This is a genomic window from Polaromonas sp. (assembly GCF_012927485.1).
Classification (GTDB): domain Bacteria; phylum Pseudomonadota; class Gammaproteobacteria; order Burkholderiales; family Burkholderiaceae_C; genus Polaromonas.
In genome coordinates this window covers 156,668-175,577 of sequence record NZ_JABBPC010000036.1, presented here as the reverse complement: position 1 = coordinate 175,577, position 18,910 = coordinate 156,668, and the positions used below count along the sequence as shown (strand labels likewise).

Annotated in this window: 18 protein-coding genes; 6 read left to right on the top strand and 12 right to left on the bottom strand. The window is 57.6% G+C overall.

Annotation, left to right across the window (positions count from 1 at the left end; translation table 11 throughout):
- Positions 1–22: 22 nt before the first annotated feature.
- The 5 genes from HHJ16_RS15830 to HHJ16_RS15810 form a co-directional block, all read right to left on the bottom strand.
- Positions 23–1,555: an ABC transporter substrate-binding protein gene (locus tag HHJ16_RS15830; RefSeq protein WP_296902142.1), complete on the bottom strand. Its 1,533-nt coding sequence runs from the start codon at positions 1,553–1,555 to the stop codon at positions 23–25.
- A gap of 65 nt (positions 1,556–1,620) precedes the next feature.
- Entirely contained in the window at positions 1,621–2,733 is a 1,113-nt protein-coding gene (locus tag HHJ16_RS15825) for an ABC transporter ATP-binding protein (RefSeq protein ID WP_296902140.1), read from the bottom strand.
- Positions 2,730–3,716, bottom strand: coding sequence for an ABC transporter ATP-binding protein (locus HHJ16_RS15820; RefSeq protein ID WP_296902138.1), 987 nt, complete (start codon positions 3,714–3,716; stop codon positions 2,730–2,732). The genes HHJ16_RS15825 and HHJ16_RS15820 overlap by 4 nt, the downstream gene beginning before the upstream one ends.
- Positions 3,713–4,441: a DUF1028 domain-containing protein gene (locus tag HHJ16_RS15815; protein ID WP_296902136.1), complete on the bottom strand. Its 729-nt coding sequence runs from the start codon at positions 4,439–4,441 to the stop codon at positions 3,713–3,715. Before HHJ16_RS15815 ends, HHJ16_RS15820 begins: the two co-directional genes overlap by 4 nt.
- Before the next feature lie 498 nt (positions 4,442–4,939).
- Positions 4,940–5,326 (bottom strand): hypothetical protein, encoded by a 387-nt coding sequence (locus HHJ16_RS15810; protein ID WP_296902134.1) that lies wholly within the window; start codon positions 5,324–5,326, stop codon positions 4,940–4,942.
- Positions 5,327–5,990: 664 nt separating this feature from the next.
- Between HHJ16_RS15810 and HHJ16_RS15805 the strand changes: the two genes are divergently transcribed.
- Entirely contained in the window at positions 5,991–6,305 is a 315-nt protein-coding gene (locus HHJ16_RS15805; RefSeq protein ID WP_296902132.1) for an HU family DNA-binding protein, read from the top strand.
- A gap of 170 nt (positions 6,306–6,475) precedes the next feature.
- Here HHJ16_RS15805 and HHJ16_RS15800 read toward each other — a convergent pair whose 3' ends face one another.
- Complete coding sequence (locus HHJ16_RS15800; protein ID WP_296902130.1) at positions 6,476–6,973, bottom strand: glycine zipper 2TM domain-containing protein; 498 nt, start codon at positions 6,971–6,973, stop codon at positions 6,476–6,478.
- A 750-nt stretch (positions 6,974–7,723) separates the two neighbouring features.
- Here HHJ16_RS15800 and HHJ16_RS15795 point away from each other — a divergent pair.
- Positions 7,724–8,944 carry an ABC transporter substrate-binding protein gene (locus HHJ16_RS15795; RefSeq protein WP_296902128.1) on the top strand — a complete coding sequence of 407 codons (1,221 nt, stop codon included), beginning with the start codon at positions 7,724–7,726 and terminating at the stop codon, positions 8,942–8,944.
- Between the two features lie 219 nt (positions 8,945–9,163).
- Here HHJ16_RS15795 and HHJ16_RS15790 read toward each other — a convergent pair whose 3' ends face one another.
- The 5 genes from HHJ16_RS15790 to HHJ16_RS15770 all read right to left on the bottom strand — a co-directional run bounded on the left by HHJ16_RS15790 (position 9,164) and on the right by HHJ16_RS15770 (position 12,912).
- Positions 9,164–10,015, bottom strand: coding sequence for a DUF4399 domain-containing protein (locus tag HHJ16_RS15790; RefSeq protein ID WP_296902126.1), 852 nt, complete (start codon positions 10,013–10,015; stop codon positions 9,164–9,166).
- 390 nt (positions 10,016–10,405) lie between these two features.
- Positions 10,406–11,041 carry a uracil-DNA glycosylase family protein gene (locus HHJ16_RS15785; protein ID WP_296902124.1) on the bottom strand — a complete coding sequence of 212 codons (636 nt, stop codon included), beginning with the start codon at positions 11,039–11,041 and terminating at the stop codon, positions 10,406–10,408.
- A gap of 14 nt (positions 11,042–11,055) precedes the next feature.
- Positions 11,056–11,442 (bottom strand): DUF488 family protein, encoded by a 387-nt coding sequence (locus tag HHJ16_RS15780; RefSeq protein WP_296902122.1) that lies wholly within the window; start codon positions 11,440–11,442, stop codon positions 11,056–11,058.
- A gap of 426 nt (positions 11,443–11,868) precedes the next feature.
- Positions 11,869–12,303: an ATP-binding protein gene (locus HHJ16_RS15775; protein ID WP_296902119.1), complete on the bottom strand. Its 435-nt coding sequence runs from the start codon at positions 12,301–12,303 to the stop codon at positions 11,869–11,871.
- A gap of 42 nt (positions 12,304–12,345) precedes the next feature.
- On the bottom strand, positions 12,346–12,912 hold the full coding sequence (locus tag HHJ16_RS15770; RefSeq protein WP_296902118.1) for an RsbRD N-terminal domain-containing protein: 567 nt from the start codon (positions 12,910–12,912) through the stop codon (positions 12,346–12,348).
- 506 nt (positions 12,913–13,418) lie between these two features.
- On the opposite strand from HHJ16_RS15770, the gene HHJ16_RS15765 reads away from it, so the two are divergent.
- On the top strand, positions 13,419–13,517 hold the full coding sequence (locus HHJ16_RS15765) for a DDE-type integrase/transposase/recombinase (RefSeq protein ID WP_296902116.1): 99 nt from the start codon (positions 13,419–13,421) through the stop codon (positions 13,515–13,517).
- Positions 13,518–13,749: 232 nt separating this feature from the next.
- Here the strand turns inward: HHJ16_RS15765 and gcvA are convergent, their stop codons facing one another.
- Positions 13,750–14,646: a transcriptional regulator GcvA gene (gcvA, locus tag HHJ16_RS15760; protein ID WP_296902115.1), complete on the bottom strand. Its 897-nt coding sequence runs from the start codon at positions 14,644–14,646 to the stop codon at positions 13,750–13,752.
- Between the two features lie 131 nt (positions 14,647–14,777).
- Here gcvA and gcvPA point away from each other — a divergent pair, with 131 nt between their 5' ends.
- The 3 genes from gcvPA to HHJ16_RS15745 are packed head-to-tail and all read left to right on the top strand — an operon-like array spanning position 14,778 to position 18,888.
- Complete coding sequence (gene gcvPA / locus HHJ16_RS15755) at positions 14,778–16,172, top strand: aminomethyl-transferring glycine dehydrogenase subunit GcvPA (protein ID WP_296902113.1); 1,395 nt, start codon at positions 14,778–14,780, stop codon at positions 16,170–16,172.
- An 8-nt stretch (positions 16,173–16,180) separates the two neighbouring features.
- The gene (gene gcvPB / locus HHJ16_RS15750; RefSeq protein WP_296902112.1) at positions 16,181–17,779 is read left to right on the top strand and encodes an aminomethyl-transferring glycine dehydrogenase subunit GcvPB; all 1,599 of its coding nucleotides are present in this window, start codon (positions 16,181–16,183) and stop codon (positions 17,777–17,779) included.
- Positions 17,776–18,888 carry an ATP-NAD kinase family protein gene (locus tag HHJ16_RS15745; RefSeq protein WP_296902110.1) on the top strand — a complete coding sequence of 371 codons (1,113 nt, stop codon included), beginning with the start codon at positions 17,776–17,778 and terminating at the stop codon, positions 18,886–18,888. The genes gcvPB and HHJ16_RS15745 overlap by 4 nt, the downstream gene beginning before the upstream one ends.
- The last annotated feature ends 22 nt before the right edge of the window (positions 18,889–18,910 follow it).

Sequence of the window (18,910 nt, the reverse complement as noted above, 5' to 3'; positions counted from 1 at the left end):
GGGGTCACCGCCCCGCCCCTCCTCACATCTTCAGGCCTTGCACCCGCATCAGTCCATCAGGAATCGTACGCACGCCTGTGAGCTTCTTGTTATAGGCCCACAACCACTTGCGGTGGTACAGGTAAATGATGGGTCGGTCTTTAAGGGTTTCTGCGGCAATTTTCTCGAACAGCCCGCTACGCAACGCAGGATCAAGCGTGCTGCGCGATTTGGTCAGCAGCTCATCCACTTCCGGTCTGCAGTAACCTGAATAATTCAAAGGCTGCTTGCAGCCATAGAAGCTGAACAGATTGCCGTCCGGGTCAGCGCGGCCGCTCCAATTCAGCAGGTAAGCCTCAAACTGCCCCTTGTCGGCGAGGTTGAGCGAGGTCGCAAACTCGGTCGCCTGAATTTTGATGTCGAAACCGGCCTCTTTAGCCATCGCCTGGATGACCTGGGCTACTTTCTGGCCGTCTGATGTGGTCGGCGTCATGAGGGTAAAACTCGGATTGGGCACTCCCGCTTCCTTCAATAGCGCTTTGGCGCGCTGGAGGTTGCGCTTGGGAATCGGGTGGTTTTTGGCGTAGAACGTGTTGGAGGGTGACACCCACTGATTGCCGGCCTCGCCTTCGCCATCAACGGCGACCTGAACAATTGCACTCCGGTCGATCGAAAGCTCTAGCGCTTCCCGCACTCGGGGGTCGCGTCCCAATGGATTTTTTTGCGCCATTTCGCTCTTCCCGGTGTTGATGGTGATGCCCTGGTAGCCTAGTTCAGTGATGCGCGCCACATTGAACTTGTTTTCAGACTTCAGCGCGGCAATATCGGAAGAGGCGACCCGCTCAATGAAATCCAGCTGGCCCGAACGCAAGTTCGCCAGCCTTACGGTGGAGTCGACGATCGGCTGATAAATGACTTTGTCGAAATGAATCGAACTCTTGTCCCAGTAATTCGCAAAGCGCTCCAGCACAATGCGGTCTTGCGCCACCCGCTCCGTAAATTTGAAGGGTCCTGAACACACTGGCCTGACGCCGAAAGCCGTCGGATTTTCCTGTGCTGCTTTGGGCGAAACCATCATGCCGGCGCGGTCGGCCAGCACGGTCAGGAGCGGCGCGAACGGAGCGGTAAGCGTGAGCTTTACGGTCAGGTCATCGACCACCTCGACGCTGGTCACCGGCAGCAATTCGCCACGGCGATTGGACCCCGCCAGATTTTTATGCCGTTCTATATTGAATTTGACAGCGGCCGCATCGAACTTCTGGCCATCGTGAAACGTCACGCCTGGGCGAAGTTTTAGCGTCAGTACCTTGTTATCAGGCGACCATTGGTAGGACGTTGCCAGTTGCGGCACGATCGCAAGTTTCTCATCCACATCGAAAAGCTTGTCGCACAGCGAGGCGAACACCACGCGGCCGACAAAGGTGCGACTCAACGTGGGGTCGAGCACGTCCGGATCTTCGGCCAGACCAATGCGTAGCGTTTGCGCACTTGCGTTGGCAGCGCCTAGAGCGGCGGTAAGGACCAGTGCGTGCAAGAGAGGTTGAAGAACTCGGCCAGTCGGTAAAAACGTGAGCATGGAATTAGCACTCCTGGTTGGTAATGAATAGGCGATGGCGCGCCTTATGAAAGTTGAATGCGGCTTCAAGCATGTGCCGCATCCTTCGGCAAAAATGCAGCTTGCAATTGTTCAAGCCTGCGGTTTGGTAGCCGCGTACCGACAGCTGGCTGCAGCGCCGCCGGTAGCGCAATATCGCGCCAGAAGTGACAGGCAACAGTGTGTCCGGCTTCCCCGCTCAACAGCGGAACCTCATCGGCGCAACGCTGTTGTGCATGCACACAACGGGTACGAAAGCGACAGCCTGAAGGCGGTGAAATCGGATTGGGCACATCACCCTGCAACAGTATGCGGTTGCGTTCGCGCCCGGGTTCCGGCAACGGAATCGCCGACAGCAGGGCATGCGTGTAAGGATGGCGAGGCCGCAAAAACAGACTGTCCTTGTCGGCGTATTCGACGATCTGACCCAGGTACATCACGGCCACGTGCGACGCGATGTGTTTGACCACGGCCAGATCATGCGCAATGAACACGTAAGACAGACCCAGCCTGCGTTGAATGTCCTGCAACAAATTGACCACCTGCGCCTGAATTGAGACGTCCAGCGCAGACACCGGTTCATCGCAAACAATCAGGCGGGGCTCGACCGCCAGTGCCCGCGCAATGCCGATGCGCTGGCGCTGCCCCCCCGAAAATTCATGCGGGAAACGCTGCAGGTATTGCGGCGCCAGACCCACCAGGTCAAGCAACTCGGCTGCACGCTCGTGTCGTCTTCCAAGCGCCAGACCATGCAAGATCAGGGGTTCCGTCAACGTTTGCTCCACCGTCATGCGCGGGTTGAGGGAGGAATACGGATCCTGAAAAATCATCTGAAGATCACGCCTGCGCGCTCGCATCACTGCGGACGGCAAGCTCATCAGATCTTCCCCATCAAGCCAGACGTGGCCAGCGGTCGCGTCAAGAAGGCGCAGCAACAGGCGGCCGACCGTCGACTTACCGCAACCTGATTCACCCACCAAGGCCATCGTTTCGCCTGCGCGGAGCGAAAAGCTCACCCCGTCGACGGCGTGGACCACTGCATTGCCACGCCCGAACAGACCACGTCGCACCGGGAAGTGCTTTATCAGCTTGTCAGCCCTCAGCAGCGGCACGACGGGAGATCCCTGCAGGTCGAAAGTTTGATCTGTGCGAGTCGTCATGCCGCTTGCCTCCAGGGCAAGGGCGCTTTCCAACACGCGGCAAAATGTCCCGCTGTCGGCTCGGTCAAAGGGGGTACCGCCGCTTCACAATGGGCATCTGCAAACGGGCAACGCGGCGCAAAACGGCACCCTGCCATGACGGTCATGGGTGCTGGCACCTGCCCCTCGATGGCGGCCAGGCGGGATTGCTTGAGATGCAGTTTCGGGATGGAGCCGAGCAAGCCGATCGTATAGGGATGCTGGGGCTCGGCGAAGAGGCGTTCGACAGTGGCGCGCTCGACCACGCGGCCAGCATACATGACCGCAACTTCGTCGGCCAACTCCGCAATGACACCCAAATCGTGGGTGATGAGCATGATGGCCGCCCCCGTATCAACACGCAAGCTGCGCATCAAATCCAGCACCTGCGCTTGAATGGTGACGTCTAGCGCGGTGGTTGGTTCATCGGCGATCAGCAGTTTCGGTTCGCAGGCAAGCGCCATCGCAATCATTACCCGCTGGCGCATGCCGCCTGAAAGCTTGTGCGGATAGTCATCGATCCGCTGCTCCGGCGAAGAAATCCGCACCTTGCGCAGCATCTCGATGGCGTGGGCGCGAGCGGCTTCGCGACCCAGATCTCGATGACAGCGAATCGCTTCGATCAGTTGGTTGCCAATGGTAAAGGCCGGGTTCAACGACGTCATTGGTTCCTGAAAAATCATCGCAATGCGGTTGCCGCGCAATGCGCGTAGATCGGCACCTGACAAAGGCACAAGATCGACGCCGTCGAAAGTGATCGAGCCGCCCGCAACTCTTCCCTGTCCCTTGGGTAGCAAGCCCATGATCGACAGCGATGTGACGCTCTTGCCGCAGCCCGACTCGCCAACGATGCCCAGTGTTCGGCCCGACTCGACCGAAAAACTGATGCCGTCAACCGCCGTGAATTCGCCACCCTCGACCTTGAAACAGGTCGTCAAATCCCGGACCTCGAGCAAGGCGCTCATGCCGGTGTCTCGCTCGCCTGCAAGCGGGTGGCCTGAAATCGCGCGATCCTCGCCTCGATCTCACTGCGATCGAGGATGCCAGCCGGTTCCTCGCGACTGGGCAGGCAGGTCACGAAAGGCTGAAAGCGTTCCAGACTGACCTCGTACAGACGGCCCAGTTCGGTGATCGGTTCGGCGTGATCGTCGACCCGCAAATCGAGCGCTGGATAGTCTTGTCCGTTATAGATAAGCAACGCCGCTGCTTGCTTGCCGCGCTTGTCGCCGCCGGCCAGCTCGCCTGCCGCAAGGGCCTTGATCAGTCTTTCGGCAAAAGGCAGCGCGGCATGCGCAGCATAGCTTTGGGCGGTGGCCTGAATGACTTGCGGTCCGGCCAGCATGTTGCCAGCTACTGAGAAGCCCTCTTGCAAGGTGTGACCACACCAGTCGATGCACTCGGCCCCGGTATGCGCTGCGCCCCGGCCCTTGCTATCGATCATGTGAAATTGCCGCTGAGCGCTGCCGGGGTCGGTCGCCAAAAGCGCATGAAGCAGCGCTACCGGATCCCGTTGCTGCGCCATGCCTTGCAAGGCCGGTGCGGCCAAGAGCGGATTGACCAACGCCTGTGTGGCGAGCGCACCAACACCGCTGTGCGCGTGCGGGCACAGCGCTCCGACAGCGAAGAACTTGCTCGCGATAGCGACGCCGAAGGCACCGGAAGGATCTCGTGCGACGATAGACCACGTCATGGATTTTCCCTGAAGAGCGCCGCGCGACGCGGCGCAATAATAAAGTGTAGAAAACCAGAAGACCACTGCGTCAGCGCCCAGACCATACCCTGAAAACAGGTTTGGTGCAGGCAGGATCAGTATGACATGACGCACGCAATACTTGTGCCATCGTGTTCTACGCCACGCGGCAAGGGCTCAAGGTTCTGGCGCGAAACCCCGCAGTTTCAGCTGACAGGGCGATTTGGCGCTAGCTCGTGCGAGGTTCTGTTTCATTGCCTGGTCGGCACCTTGTCTGCAACGCCCCATCGTCTGATGGTTGAAGCGTGCAGAAATAGCCACCGCCGCCGCCTACGTTGAACCCACGGTTCAACACCGGAGAGTTGACGCTGCGACGACCTCGCCGCAGCGCCGGCAGAGGGTCACCAGTTCGGCCTGTTACGACGCATCAGCTCAGCGCAAGAGGAAGGCACCGCGGTAACTTCCGGTACTGCCCGAATAACTTCCCGCAGGGGCGCGCTAATTGGTAATCAAAAGATTGACGGTTGCTATCTGCGCCGAATCGTAGGTAGATGTCGCAATCAAGGTGACCGGAATCGATGCCTGTAACGGGTAAGCCGCGTAAGTGTCCACGACCACGGCGGATGGGCTCAACGTGGTTGCAGTAATGTTTGCGCCTGCGTAGTACACCTGCGCTCCGCCAGTTATTGCGCTGCCTCCGACTAAAAGAGTCCAAACCGCAGGCTCGCCCGCATCGAGATTCACAGACTGTCCGGCATGAATGGCAAGGTTAATCGATCCGCCCGGAGCAACGGGTGTGTTGCTGACAAACAGCCCGCCCACAGTGACACCAATGTTGAAATTTCCTGGCGAGCGAGGATCCCCGCCCCCTCCGCATGCGCTCACTAGAAATGCGACTGCAACCAACGCAAAAGCGGTACGAAGTCGATGCCTGCCATTGCGCAGACGTGGCTCCAAAATTTGGGTTTCAGCTGTTTTTTCAGAAGCTATGTACATAAATACCTTTCGCCGTTTTATTGCCTATCCAACGCTCCACCAAACGGTTCAGATGACAGTCAATAGCGGTAGCAGGACACAATGCCTACCCAGGGACGCAAGCTAAGCCACTGCCCATGACCGATCTTGGAAGATTTACTGAACAATCGAACATAGCCGTCTCGTTGTCTGTTCGGTAGACAACATTTGACGTTCTTGAACTGCTGCTGATGAAAACCGCAGTCGGCCGAGATAGATAGTTCATTTGATAGGGGGGGTGCAGTGACTAGTTGGCACACTCCGCAAGGTGGTCCGAACGAGGGCGAAGGCCATGAACAGGCCACCATCGCAATCTCGACGTCTCCCTGTACGAGGCCGCTTCGCTGCCGCTGCCAAAATGACAGCCCCGTCACCCTTACCGGGACGGCGTCGAGGCTTGAGCGCATTGAGGAAAGAAGTAGCGCCATCCACCCGGACGCAAAAGGAATCGCCCCTTGGCAATCCCTGATGCACTCCTCTGCGCCCGCACAGTAAGATGAAGCCGCTCATCAACCTCCCTTAATTGTAAAAAAAAATGAACCGCATCGAACTGATTGAAAAGCTTGTCTCCAAAAACGACTTGACCAAGGCCGCTGCAGGGCGAATTTTGGACACGCTCATTGAAACCATCCAGGTGGCCGTCAAAAAGGGGGACGCCGTGACACTGGTGGGCTTTGGCACCTTCAAGTCTGTCAAACGTGCAGCCCGCGCAGGCAAAAACCCGAGCACAGGTGCGTCACTCAAAATTCTTGCGACCACCATTCCTAAATTCACGCCTGGTTCCAAATTCAAAGCAGCCGTTGACCCGAAAGCCGCTGCCCGCAAAGCTGCAAAGGCTGCCGCTAAATAAGCAAGCTGAACACGAGCTGCTTTTGCTTCTTCGCCGCGTAGGCCGATCCAGAAGCCAACGGCCTGCCGGATTGCTGTACCGGCACCCTAGCAACACCGGGCATTGATGCTGGCCACCCTGGTTTCAGTCGCCCGGTCTAACTAGCCTGCCGGGCTTCTGTATCCAAGGTCTTATGGATTGCGCTTGGCAATTTCATTGCCGAGGTATCCGCCACCCACAGCCCCGGCGATAGTGGCCAGGGTCTTGCCATTGCCACCACCCACCTGATTGCCCAGCAGTCCTCCGACCACCGCGCCTACGCCAATGCCAATAGGGCTATTTTGTGCAACCGGTGCCGCAGGCGCGGGTTGTCGGTAGGCAGGGGCCTGGGAATACTGTTGGCCGGACTGCGCCTGTGCGGGCTGGACTGCGTGGTGATGCACCACCGTTTTGTGCATTTCACGCTCGTAGCGGGCGGCCGGAACCGCCGCAAGTTGCTGCGCGGGTGTAGCTATCGGCGCGATGGCCGGAGCCTGTGCAGTGACGGGCGCAGTTTGCGCAGCGGTGGCATGCGAATTAGGTAAAACGCCAGTGATGGCTGCAACGCCCAGCAAGCTCACGAGCATTACCGACACGGCTGCGCCCGCCATCAAGGGGTGGATGCGGTTCGAGGGTTGATTCATTTCCATTTGATACTCCAGTTGATCAGCCTGCTTGACGGCCTGTAGATTTACAACGCGCGATCCCACGGGAAAAGTGACGCAAAAGGCATTTCAGATGTAACGGAGTTCAACAAACACCCAGCTCAGAGGGCTCGCCTGCGCGCATCAAGTTTTTGGTTCGCAGGCCAACATTGACGAAAGTGTTGACGAATTACCTAACTGCGGTTGCGCGGCTTGGTCACTCTCAGACCTTATTGTTCTTTGAAAAGAGTCCGACAAAACTTCTCACACCCCCCGCTTTCCACAGCGGGCGCCCATCGTTAACCGGCTGCAGCGCGCGTTGGTTGAGCTGCGGCCGGAGGCCCTCGACATGGTTGATCTCGCCGGGCCAGTCCGATAGATTTTCCCGCGCTTCTACTATCTTTCCTTCTTCGTTAGTCCTGACGGCTTTTACGATAAATACCTATCAAACATATAAAGGAAAAAGAGTGAAGACCCGGCACCGTGCGCTCCTACGCCGAGGTTTGCTCGACGGGCCTGCGCCAACCGATGATCGTTGAATTCGTCACCACGAGTTTCATCCCCGCAAAGCAATCGCGGCGCTGAACGGCGACGCGTTCAATAGGAAGCGGCACGACTGGAATATTACAGGAACTGGGGTTTTAGTGAATAGCCGGGCGCTATGTTGCATGCTATAACTTTTGTACCAATTGGACCGCCGCCCTCTATCGCGCAGAGTTAGAGGGGGTTCATCGCTAGTAACAAACAAAGGACCCGATGCGACGACTTATTTTTACGCTCTTCTTCGTTGCCATTTCTTTAAGTCTCAGCACCAGCCCCTTGTTTGCACAGTCCCCCTCCCCTTCGTCGAGTCCACCTGGAATTCGCATTGGCCTGATCTTTCCGTTGACGGGCGGCTCCGCAGACATGGGCAACAGTGCTCGCATCGGTGCTCAGGCCGCTGTCAACGAGATCAACAAGGTAGGCGGATATCTGGGGCGCCCCTTGGAGCTGATTATTCGTGATGACCAGGCAAACAACGACGTGGGGCTCAAAGCTGCGCAGGACCTGGTGTTAAAAGACAAGGTCGTCGCAACCATCGGGTTTTGCAATACCGGGGTTGCGATGAAGGCTCTTGACGTCTTTCAAGCCCAAAAGCAGATCCTGATTGTGCCCTGTGCAACTGGCACCGCAATCACGGCGAAATACCCCGCAAATCAAAGTTATATCTTCAGCACGGCAGCCAGGGATCGACTTCAAACTCAGTTTCTGGTCGACGAGATTGTCAAGCGCGGATTGTCCAAGGTGGCGCTTTTAGTCGACTCGACGGGTTATGGGGACGCGGGGCTGAAAGAGCTTGAGATCGCGCTCGGTAAGGCGAACCTGAAGCCCCAGGCCATCGTGCGATTCCCAGTGGGTGTCAAGTCACTCAACGACGAAATCCAGAGTCTCAAGAATTCAGGAGCCGATGCACTAATCGGCTGGACGGTGGGCCCTGAACAAGGAGTGATTTCTGCAAGCAGGACAGCCGTTGGTTGGAAAGTGCCGCAATTTGGTCCCTGGGGACTTTCTCACGCATCGGCCTTTGACGTGTCTGAAGGCAAAGTAGAAGGCGCACTGATGGTGCAAACCATCCTACCCAATCTGTTCCTTGAACGTAACAGCGCTTTTCTGCGCGCCTACGGCAAGCTTTCTTCGGAACACCTCATCGGCTCCGTGATGTCTGCGGCTCAGACTTACGATGCGGTGCATTTGCTGCTGCGTGCAATTTTCGATGCCAAGGGCGACCTCTCTGGTCCAGGGTTGAAGAAAGCATTGGAAAACCAAACCAATATCTACCGGGGCGTTGTCACGACCTATGACAAACCGTTTTCAGCGAGCGATCACGATGCGATATCGGCCAACATGCTTTGGCTTGGCACCTGGCGTAATCAGCAACGCGCTTATTACTATAAAGAAGATGAAAAACTCGCGACACAAATCCGCCGCAAGCAGTAGTGCGCGGCTATAGGTTGCGGGTTTGTTTCATTTCGCTGCGGGGCTGCGGACCGCGCCTAAAAATGATGTCTGCACATTGCTAGAACAATAGTCAAACAATAGTCGATTGGGCGCTGGCACAAAAAACTGACGAAGCGCTCAATAGTCGAGTTGCCCAGACCTTGCCAACCCGGCTCATCTGGCAAGCGATCCTCTCCTTCAGGACAGCGGCAAGCGTTACTACGCGTGAACCAGGACGACAGCCGTCGCCGGAGCCGCAAGCAAGCTGTCCGGGTTGGTGTTGTCAACAAAATCCAGCTTGAGGATGTAAGACCCTGCAGGCGGCGACAGCCAGACTTCGGTCTGGCCGTTGACGAAGTTCATCTCGACTGGTTTACCTCCCCCTTGCGGCGCCACTGTCAGGCGGAAATGCCCCGTGTTTTTTTCACCTTGGCTTTTATGCGCCACATTCAGGCCCGAGGCATGAAACTGCACGTTGAAGAGCGCCGCCACCTTGCCATCAAGTGGCAGATTTTTCAGGCTGATACCGGCTTTCACCAAGCTCTTGGGATCCACGTTCCTATTACTCTTGGTCACCGTGATCTTGACCGGCTTGCTGTAAATAAAATGCGGCAGGTGCTTGTCATCGGCCAGCAGCAGGCGCAAGGTGTAATCACCCGGCTCTAGCATCAGCACAGTTTCCATCTGGCCCTTGCCGAAATGGATGTATTGATTGTTGAACGGCAACGCCTGTTTGAAATCCAGCGGCAAATCGCGGTTGATCAGAAGGTGGTGGTGGCCGCTTTTGCCCGCGACAGGCGAAGAGATCGGCGCCAAGCCCCAACCGCCGCTCAGGCCGAAAGTCGCCACGTACGGAGTTTCGATCCTCGCGCCATTTTCCAAGTTGGTAAAAGTCGCATCTGCGGCAGCGAACGGCGTGATGGCCTGCCAGGGGCTCAGTGCGCTGGCTGCGCCAGATGCAGCGGTCTTGACTTGTGCGACCGAAGGCTCCGCAGCACAGATCAACAGGAATGCGAGGAGCGGGAAAAGCGCGGGGATGAGTAGAGCTAAGTGGTGTTTCGAATTCGCCATGTCAATGTTGCCGTGTCAGTACCTAAATAGAACCACTTTTTTTCGAGACTAAGTCTATCGCCACTTAAGCAAGCGCACCTCGCGTGGATCGAATACACCCGAACTACCAGGGCCGATTTATAAGTTTTGTCGTATTAATAGAGCAAAGGCAGAGCCAGCCTTGTGCTAACGTCATCTTCACCAGTTTGCGAGCACTGTGCGCGGCAGTGGAATGACCACTGGCGTTTTTTGATAGGGTCCGCTGGGATGCTCCACTTCATTGCGCGAAAGATTTTGAGGCCTGCATTGGCCCGACCTTGTCAAAGTGACCCCGCGCTGCAGCGACACACCGGTCATGAGGTGGAAAAGCAACTCCTTTCCCGCCCCGATAAATGGCGCGCTCTTTTCGCTCTATCTAACCGTCATTGCGATGGGCTGAGGTTTTGCGTGTGGGTCGGAGAGCGACTTGATCCGTTCGCGCAGCACTGGCAATAACTCATGTTCGAACCAGGGATTGCGCTGAAACCATGGGGTGTTGCGCGCCGAAGGGTGTGGTAACGGCAGATATTTAGGAGCAAACTCGCGCCACGCCTTGACGGTTTCGGTCAACGAGAGTTTGCGCCGGCTACCCAGAAAGTGACGTTGTGCATGCAGTCCGATTAAGAGAGTCAATTCAATCCGCGGCAGCTTGGCCAGCAAATGATCGAGCCATAACGTCGCGCATTCGCGGCGCGGTGGCAGGTCGCCGCCGTTGCCTCGTCCAGGGTAGCAATATCCCATCGGGATGATCGCGATTTGCGACGCGTCATAAAACCTGGCGATGTCAATCCCCATCCACGCGCGCAGCCGCTCCCCGCTCGGATCGTCCCACGGGATTCCCGACGCGTGCACGCGCACGCCGGGCGCCTGACCGACGAGGAGGATGCGCGCCTCGCCGCCGGCTTGCAGCACCGGACGCGGGCCTAGCGGCAAATGCGGCGCGCAAGCCTGGCAGTGGCGCACCGCAGTCAACAGCTCTCCAAGGGTGGGGTATTCCACTTTACGCATACTGTCTTCGCACCTCAGTGCCCTGTCTTCGTCTTCCTGCTCAAGAGAAAATCTCTCAGCGCGACGGCGTCGTTATGCACTTCGTCATGAGCGGAATAGACGAGCGTGATCGGATTCGTGCGCGCCAACGCGCGCAATTGCCTGAGCTGTTCGCCATGCTGGCGCACCTCCTCAGCATAACGAAGCCGAAACGCTGGCCAGCGCGCGGGATCGTGTCCAAACCACTTTCTCAAGGCGGTGCTGGGCGCAAGGTCTTTCACCCAACGATCCAGCGCTGCATCAACTTTCTTTACGCCGCGCGGCCATAGTCGGTCGATCAATATGCGGGTGCCGTCGTCATGGGCAGGCGGCTCGTAAGCCCGTTTTAATTTGACATTGCCCGCTCTGATTCTGCTGCTCATCAGTTCGCTCCTTAACAGTGTTGGCGATTGATCTTAATTGTTTCCCTTTTTCAGAGTCGTCCCCCTGTACATCGCAAGGTGGTCAGTCTCATTGCGCCTGATTTCGCGCTGTGAATCGTCCACTGTAGCGCGGTGCGTATCGCCCTTGCAATCGACGGTTCTTGGGTCTAACTTGATGCGGTTGCCGTAAACATGTCGGCCTCCGGGGCCAGCTCACATGATGGCCAGTCTCTAAATTTACGCGCTAAGGCTGATCTCCGATTAAGGTTCACCTTGCAAGGCGCCGGCATCCCTATTAACCCCGGATGGCTGCGGAGAGGCGACTTGCAATTCACTTGACCGATCCAGCGCCCCGAAGAGAAACTCCAACACCGTGCAGCCGTGGCTTTATGAGCCCGGCATGCGCCAGTGCTGCCTGGGAATGGGTTATGCCGCGCCGGCAGCCTTACTGGGCAGCTGGACGGTAAATACGGTGCCAAGCTCGGCACTGGACTCGGCCTTGATCGTTCCTTCATGTCCAAAGGTAAGTTCACGCGCGATGTACAAACCCAGCCCTACGCTGTTGGGAAAAGGGCCTGTTGGTTTCTCACTGATCGAAAGTTGTACCAGAGGATCAAAAATTGCGCGCAGCGATTCCGGCGGGATGAGCGGACCCACGTTGCAAACCTGGACGCTGATATGGTCCGCATGTCCTTTGAGCACCAGCCTGACGACCTGGCTTTGATAGCCATATTGAGCCGCGTTGTTGAGCAGGTTTGAAAGCACTTGTTGCAGTCGGGCGCCGTCAAAATTACCGTGTAGTTCACTGGAGCTTTCCAGCGCAAACTGGCCTTTGCCGTGTTCCAGAAGGTCATTGACCATCGACGACATCAGCGCTGCGCTAGTCAGAATTCGCGTGCCGGATTACCCGGCAGCCTCTGCGGTCACCCCCGTTTTCTGAAGGACTTTTGCAGAACGTCTGATGCCCATCAAGGGGCTTCTGAGATTGTGGCCAAGAATGTCCAGAAAGGTATCGCGTGCCCGGGTATTTTGTGCGGTGTAAGTAGCCACGGATTCGGCCAGCGCCTGGTCAATCGCTTCATTAAAGCGCACCATGTCGTGCGCAATCTGTTCTGTCAATGCCGGAATTTTCGGCAGCCACATACGCAATACCGTGGCTCTCAGCGCGCGAAATTCTGCCGCCAGTTCCGGCAGTGAGAAGCCGCTGTGCTGGCGCTCGGTTCCATGTACCGACGCAGAACTCAGCGCGTCGCTACTTTTTGCCTCCTCACCTTTGGACTTGCCCGCCTGCTGTTGGTCGCTTTGCGCTGTTTCCATATCCTTGCTAAGTTCCATCAGAATCTCGCGCGCATGATCGCGCAGCTCGCGCGCGGAGACGTGGACATTCTGCGGAAATAGCGTCAGGGCAAACTGATCCCATTCCTCAAGAATTTTATTGAAATTGGCTTCAATAAAGTGCGAAAGTTTCATAGCAACTCTGATTATGGGTTGAACCCTGAACCGGGGTCAGGCGTCTTTCATTTTGGAACCAATCCGTCGCCTCAATGGCGCAGGGGCAACAGGCCGGGCGGCAATCACAGGCAAATTGACCGCTCACCAGGAGTGACTTTAACGATGCGGCAGCACCTGGCGCCAGGGCCGGCATGGCATCGTGCCGGCAGCAGCCCTTTATGAGGCAGACTGGCGCTCAGGAAAAGACGTGCCCACTCGGTTTACCCGCGCTGATGGCCTGCCCACGGGCAACGCCGGTCTGTGTGGAGTGTGGCACGACCCGGCTACCGGACCGCTAGTAAACTTCACGATGCTCTGAGCATCCATGCGGACAAGCATGTTTTGGCGCCAAATAAACCCCTATCCCAAAACGGCGGGACCTTGTTGATTCGTCGTCGTTCAGCTCAATCACTTTTCCATCCATCGCTGGGCGATTCGGTTTTTTTCCGCCGCTTGGAAAAGTCTTTTGCGACCATTAACGCCCGGTGGGCGGGTGGCGCATAGACAAAACCTATATCAAGGTCAACGGTGCCTGGAAATATCCCTACCGCGCAGTGACAAGGAAGGCAAGGCGGTCGACTTGAGGGCTGGAAGAAAAGCCTGTTCTGCGACATGCATGCCTATGGCGAAGAGAGAACGCGGTCTTACATCAAGCAAAAGTTGATCATGCGGGCTGGCTTGAAAGCATTGGCCGGTTTGCTGAGTTTGAAATTCCAACGCCAAAGTAGCGTCATTTTCGCATCGAGGCATCAGGCCGTTTCCAGCCTTGGACGCAGGGCGCGGGCCTCTGCCTGGAAGCCTTGGCTCACTCAGCGATCATGAGGCCTGCGCGCGGACCTGTTCAATCAGAAAGGTCCTAAATTTCTTGAAAGCTTCGCTGGATGAGACTTTCTCGTCGTAGACCAGGTGATAGGCACCTTCGCATTTGATGGTGAGGTCAAACGGACTGACCAGCAAGCCTTCCTGCAATTGCTCCCGTATCAGCGGAAGCCGCCCCAGTGCAATGCCTTGCAGGTTGAGCGCGGCTTCAATCAGGGTATTGCTGTCGTTGATGATGGGCCCGCGCATAGGAATGGGCTGGGAAACCTCCGCAGCACGGAACCAGGCTGCCCAGTCCTCGTAACTGTCTTCGTGCAACAGGGCATAGTGCAACAGATCTTCTGGCTTGTGAAGGGGATGTTCCGGGCGCAGATATCTGGGTGAGCATACGGGTAGCAACTGGCACTCAAATAGGACCTCCGAGTGCAGGGAGCCCCAGCTCTTGTGGCCCCATTTGATCGCGAGGTCTACGCGGTGCACGTCATACTGCTCATGCGGCAGGGCGTGGTAAATGTGCAGGTCAATCTCGGGGTACTGAGCCCAGAACCAATGCAGGCGGCGCGCCAGCCAGCGTGAGCCAAACGACGGTGTTACCTGCACCGTGAGTGTCGTCTTGGCCGCGCCCTGCGCCCGCACTTCCCGAAGCGTGCTGTCAATGTCTCGAAATGCGTTGGAAATCGTGCCGTAAACGCGAGTACCGGCATCGGTGAGCGTGACGCGCCGGTGGGCGCGCTCAAACAGGCGGACGCCAAGCACTTCCTCAATCTGCCGAACCTGATGACTGACCGCCGCCTGTGTCACGCAAAGTTCTTGAGCGGCAAGAGTGAAGCTGTTCTTGCGAGCGGTGGCTTCGAAGGCGCGTAAGGTATTGAGATTGATCAGAAGGCTGGCCATTGGCATTAAGTCTATTAGATAAACTTATCCTATACGTAAAAAATTATCATTTGTCGTGCATTGCCTATCCCGAGACACTTTGTTCATCCCTGTATTTAACGGGGATGATCTTAAAAGGATGAACTTTAGGCATGACAAATTCGATTCACGTTTATCCTTACATACCCAATTCGGTCCCAGAGGTCAAGGCAAGGATGCTTGCAGCGATAGGCGCAAGCTCCATGGACGAACTTTACGCAGAGATTCCTCCAGAGTTGCGCATGCAGCGCCCCCTGAGCCTGCCCGATCCATTTCTTTCCGAGCATAGACTTAAGCGCCACGTGCAGTCGCTGCTGGCCAAGAACACGTCCTGCGCCGAGGCGCTCAGCTTTCTTGGCGGCGGCTGCTACCAGCACCATGTGCCAGCCGTGTGCGATGAAATCAACGGCCGCAGCGAGTTCCTAACAGCCTATGCCGGTGAGCCCTACGACGACGCGGGCCGTTTTCAGGCACTGTTTGAGTACGCCAGCATGATGGGTGAGATGCTGGAGATGGAAGTTGTCAGTATTCCGACGTTCGATGGCCATCAGGCCGCAGCCACGGCAGTGCGGATGGCCGGACGTCACACCGGCCGCCGGGTGGTGCTGGTGGCCGAGCATGTAAGCCCAGACAAGTATTCGGTCATGCAAAACTATGGCCGCAGCGACCTCGAGTTCCGCCGCGTTCCTTTTGATCTCGCCACAGGAACCTTGGACATGGGGCGACTGGCAAGCCTGCTGAACGAAGAAGTCGCTTGCCTTTTTCTTGATAACCCGTCTTATTTGGGCGTGATTCAGGACGGTCCGGCCATTGCGGCGGCCGTTCATGCCTGCGGCGCCTTGCTGGTGGTCGGCGTGGATCCGAGCTCCCTGGGGGTGATTGCGCCTCCGGCAACTTACGGCGCGGATATTGTGTGTGGCGATATCCAGTCGCTGGGCATGCACATGAGCTATGGCGGCGGGCACGGCGGCTTCATCGGCACGCATGACGACGAGGCGCTGGTGCTGCAGTACCCTTCACGGCTGTTCGGTATTGCGCCCACCAAGGTGCCGGGCGAGTACGGTTTCGGTGACGTGGCTTACAGCCGCACGTCGTTTGACAAGCGAGAAAACGGCAATGAGTTTGTCGGTACCGCCGCCGCTCTTTGGGGCATCACCGCCGGGGTGTATATGGCCTTGATGGGCCCGCAAGGCATGCGAGACCTAGCCTACACCATCATCTGCCGCAACGCGTATGCCAAGCAGCAGCTGGGCGCCGTGCCGGGTATACACATACCGCATGCCGAGCAGGTGCACTTCAAGGAGTTCGTGGTGAACTTCGATGCCAGCGGAAAATCGGTCCAGACAATCAACAGCGCGCTGCTTGAACAGGATATTTTTGGCGGCCACGACCTCAGCCTTGCATTTCCCGCGCTGGGCCAGTGCGCGCTGTACAGCTTTACCGAAGTGCATAGCCAGGAAGACGTCGCCACCTTGTGCGAAGCACTTGCCACCATCCTCAAGAAATGAATCCAGCCATGCACAACATATCCTTGTCCCGATTCACGAATGGGCGCGCCAACCTACGCCGCTATCACCAGGCGCGCTGGGACGAGCCGGTCATTTTCGAGCTGTCACAGCGCGGCGAGCGCGGCGTGCTGGTTCCCGAACTGGAGCAGGAAGTCGCCGCTGCGACCAGCCAGACGTTGTTGGGCATTCCCGCGGGAATGCTGCGTATCCAGGCACCGCACCTGCCGGAGATGTCGCAAAACCGCGTTCTACGCCACTACCTGCGCTTATCGCAGCAGACGCTGGGAGCAGACCTGAACGTTGATGTGGGTCAGGGCACCTGCACCATGAAATACAACCCGAAAATCAACGAGCAGCTTGCGCGCGATGCCCGCATGTCCGAGCTGCATCCGCTGCAGGATGCGGACACGGTCCAGGGCCTGCTGCACATGTTCCACCAGGTTCACGCGCTCTTGATGGAAGTCTCCGGCATGGATGCGGTGTCGCTGCAGGCGCGCAGCGGCTCGCAAGCGATTTACGGCAATTTTGCGGTGTTGCGGGCCTATCAGGAAGATGCCGGCAGCTACGGCGTTCGCGATGAAGTAATCACGACGATTTTCTCCCATCCCTCGGATGCAGCCTGTGCCCGCCTGCTGGGCTATAAGGTAATTACCCTGTATCCCGACGCCGACGGCTACCCTGATCTGAAGGCCCTGCGCGCAGCGCTGTCTCCCCGCACCGCGGCCCTCATCATCACCAACCCGGAAGACACCGGAATCTTCAACAAGAAAATCCGCCAGTTCACCGATCTGGTTCGCGCCGCAGGGGGATTGAACATCTACGATCAGGCCAACGCGAACGGCCTGCTGGGAATTACCCGTGCGCGGGAAGCCGGGTTTGACATGTGTCATTTCAATTTGCACAAGACGTTCGCGACGCCTCATGCCTGTGGCGGCCCTGCTGTGGGTGCCATGTGCGTCACGCGGGAGCTGGAACGCTTTTTACCGTCTCCCAAAATAATGCTTCGGGAAGGTCGCTATAGCGTCGAAGACGCGGGGCCCGATTCAATCGGCAAAGTGTCCGCGTTCATGGGCACTGCCAGCATCGTGTTGCGCGCCTATGCCTGGGCCATGAACCTGGGGGCGAAGGGGTTGCGAGAAGTGGCCGAAATCGCGGTGCTCAACAACAATTACATGATGCATGAGTTGTTGAAAATCCCAGGGCTCAGCGCACCTTATGCGCCAGGCAAGCGGCGTATTGAGCAAGTTCGCTACAGCTGGGAAAAGCTTCACGCCGACACCGGCATTCACTCTGAGCAGATTGGCATCCGGGCCGCCGACTTTGGGGTGCACTACTGGACCAGTCATCATCCTTTCGTAGTGCCTGAGCCCGCCACGATCGAGCCTACTGAGTCCTATTCGCAAGCGGATCTGGATGAGTTTGTGGATGTGATGCGTCACATCGCCCATGAGGCCTACACCGATCCCGAGACCGTCCGATCGGCGCCGCACAATTGCCCGGTGCATGCCATTGATGCTTCCGGTCTTGACGACCCCAAACGGTGGGCCATCACGTGGCGCGGCTACCAGCGCAAGCTTCTCGGCCAAGCCGCGAAGTTGGGCGCATGAACTTGCGTGTTGGCCTGATTGTCAACGCCCTTGCGGGTGTTGGTGGACCTGTGGCGTTGCGGGGCAGCGATGGCGTCGCCGAGCAGGCGCTAGCGCTGGGCGTGGTGCCTCAGGCCGTCGCCCGTGCCACCCACGCGCTGAGCGCGTTGCGGGAGTTTGGTGCGAAGCTGACCATCATCACGGGCTCCGGTTCGCTGGGGGCGGACGCGGCCAGCGCCGCCGGCCTGGGCTGTGAAATCGTGTATCGCGAACCAGCGAGAGGATCTGCCGAAGACACGGCCAAGCTGGCTCGCCGCTTGATGCTCATGCAGGTCGATTTGCTCTTGTTCGCAGGCGGTGACGGTACGGCTCGTGACATTGCCGAGTCTGTCGGCGATGCTTTCGCGGTGCTGGGAATTCCTGCCGGAGTGAAGATGTATTCTGGTGTTTTTGCCACCACACCCGCTGCGGCCGGCACGTTGGCAGTGCAATTTTTACGCTCTCACGCGCGCCGTGTCTGTCAGTGCGAGGTTATGGACCTCGACGAAAACGATTTGCGTTGCGGCCGCATTGAACCCAGCCTGTTCGGCTATGTCGCGTCTCCCGAGGATCCCAGGCTGCTCCAGGGCAAAAAGGTCCGTTCAGTGGCGGGCGATGCGGTGCAGGCGCAGGCCATAGCGGCCAGCGTTGTGGAAACGATGGAGCCGGATCAGATGTACTTGATAGGACCGGGTTCAACGACATGGGCCGTCAAGCAGGCCCTCAAGGGGCAGGCCTCCATGTTGAGCGTTGACGCCTATGTTGGCGGCGAGCTGGTGTTGCATGACGCTACCGCCGCAGCGTTGCTGGAACTTACGTCGGGCAAGCCGTCACGCATTCTGGTGACTTGTATTGGCGGGCAGGGACATATCTTTGGCCGTGGTAACCAGCAATTCAGCGCGGAGATGGTTCGCCGGGTTGGACGCAAGGGTGTGTCGGTCCTGGCGACTCCTTCAAAGTTGATTTCCCTGCGGGGTCGCCCATTTATTGCCGACATGGGCCATGCGGCGGCGGCCGCTGAAATGACGGGTTATGTCGAAGTCATCAACGGCTACCGAAGCAAGGCCTTCTACCGTTGCGAAGCTTTTTAGGTGTTCAGGAAACTAGAAATAA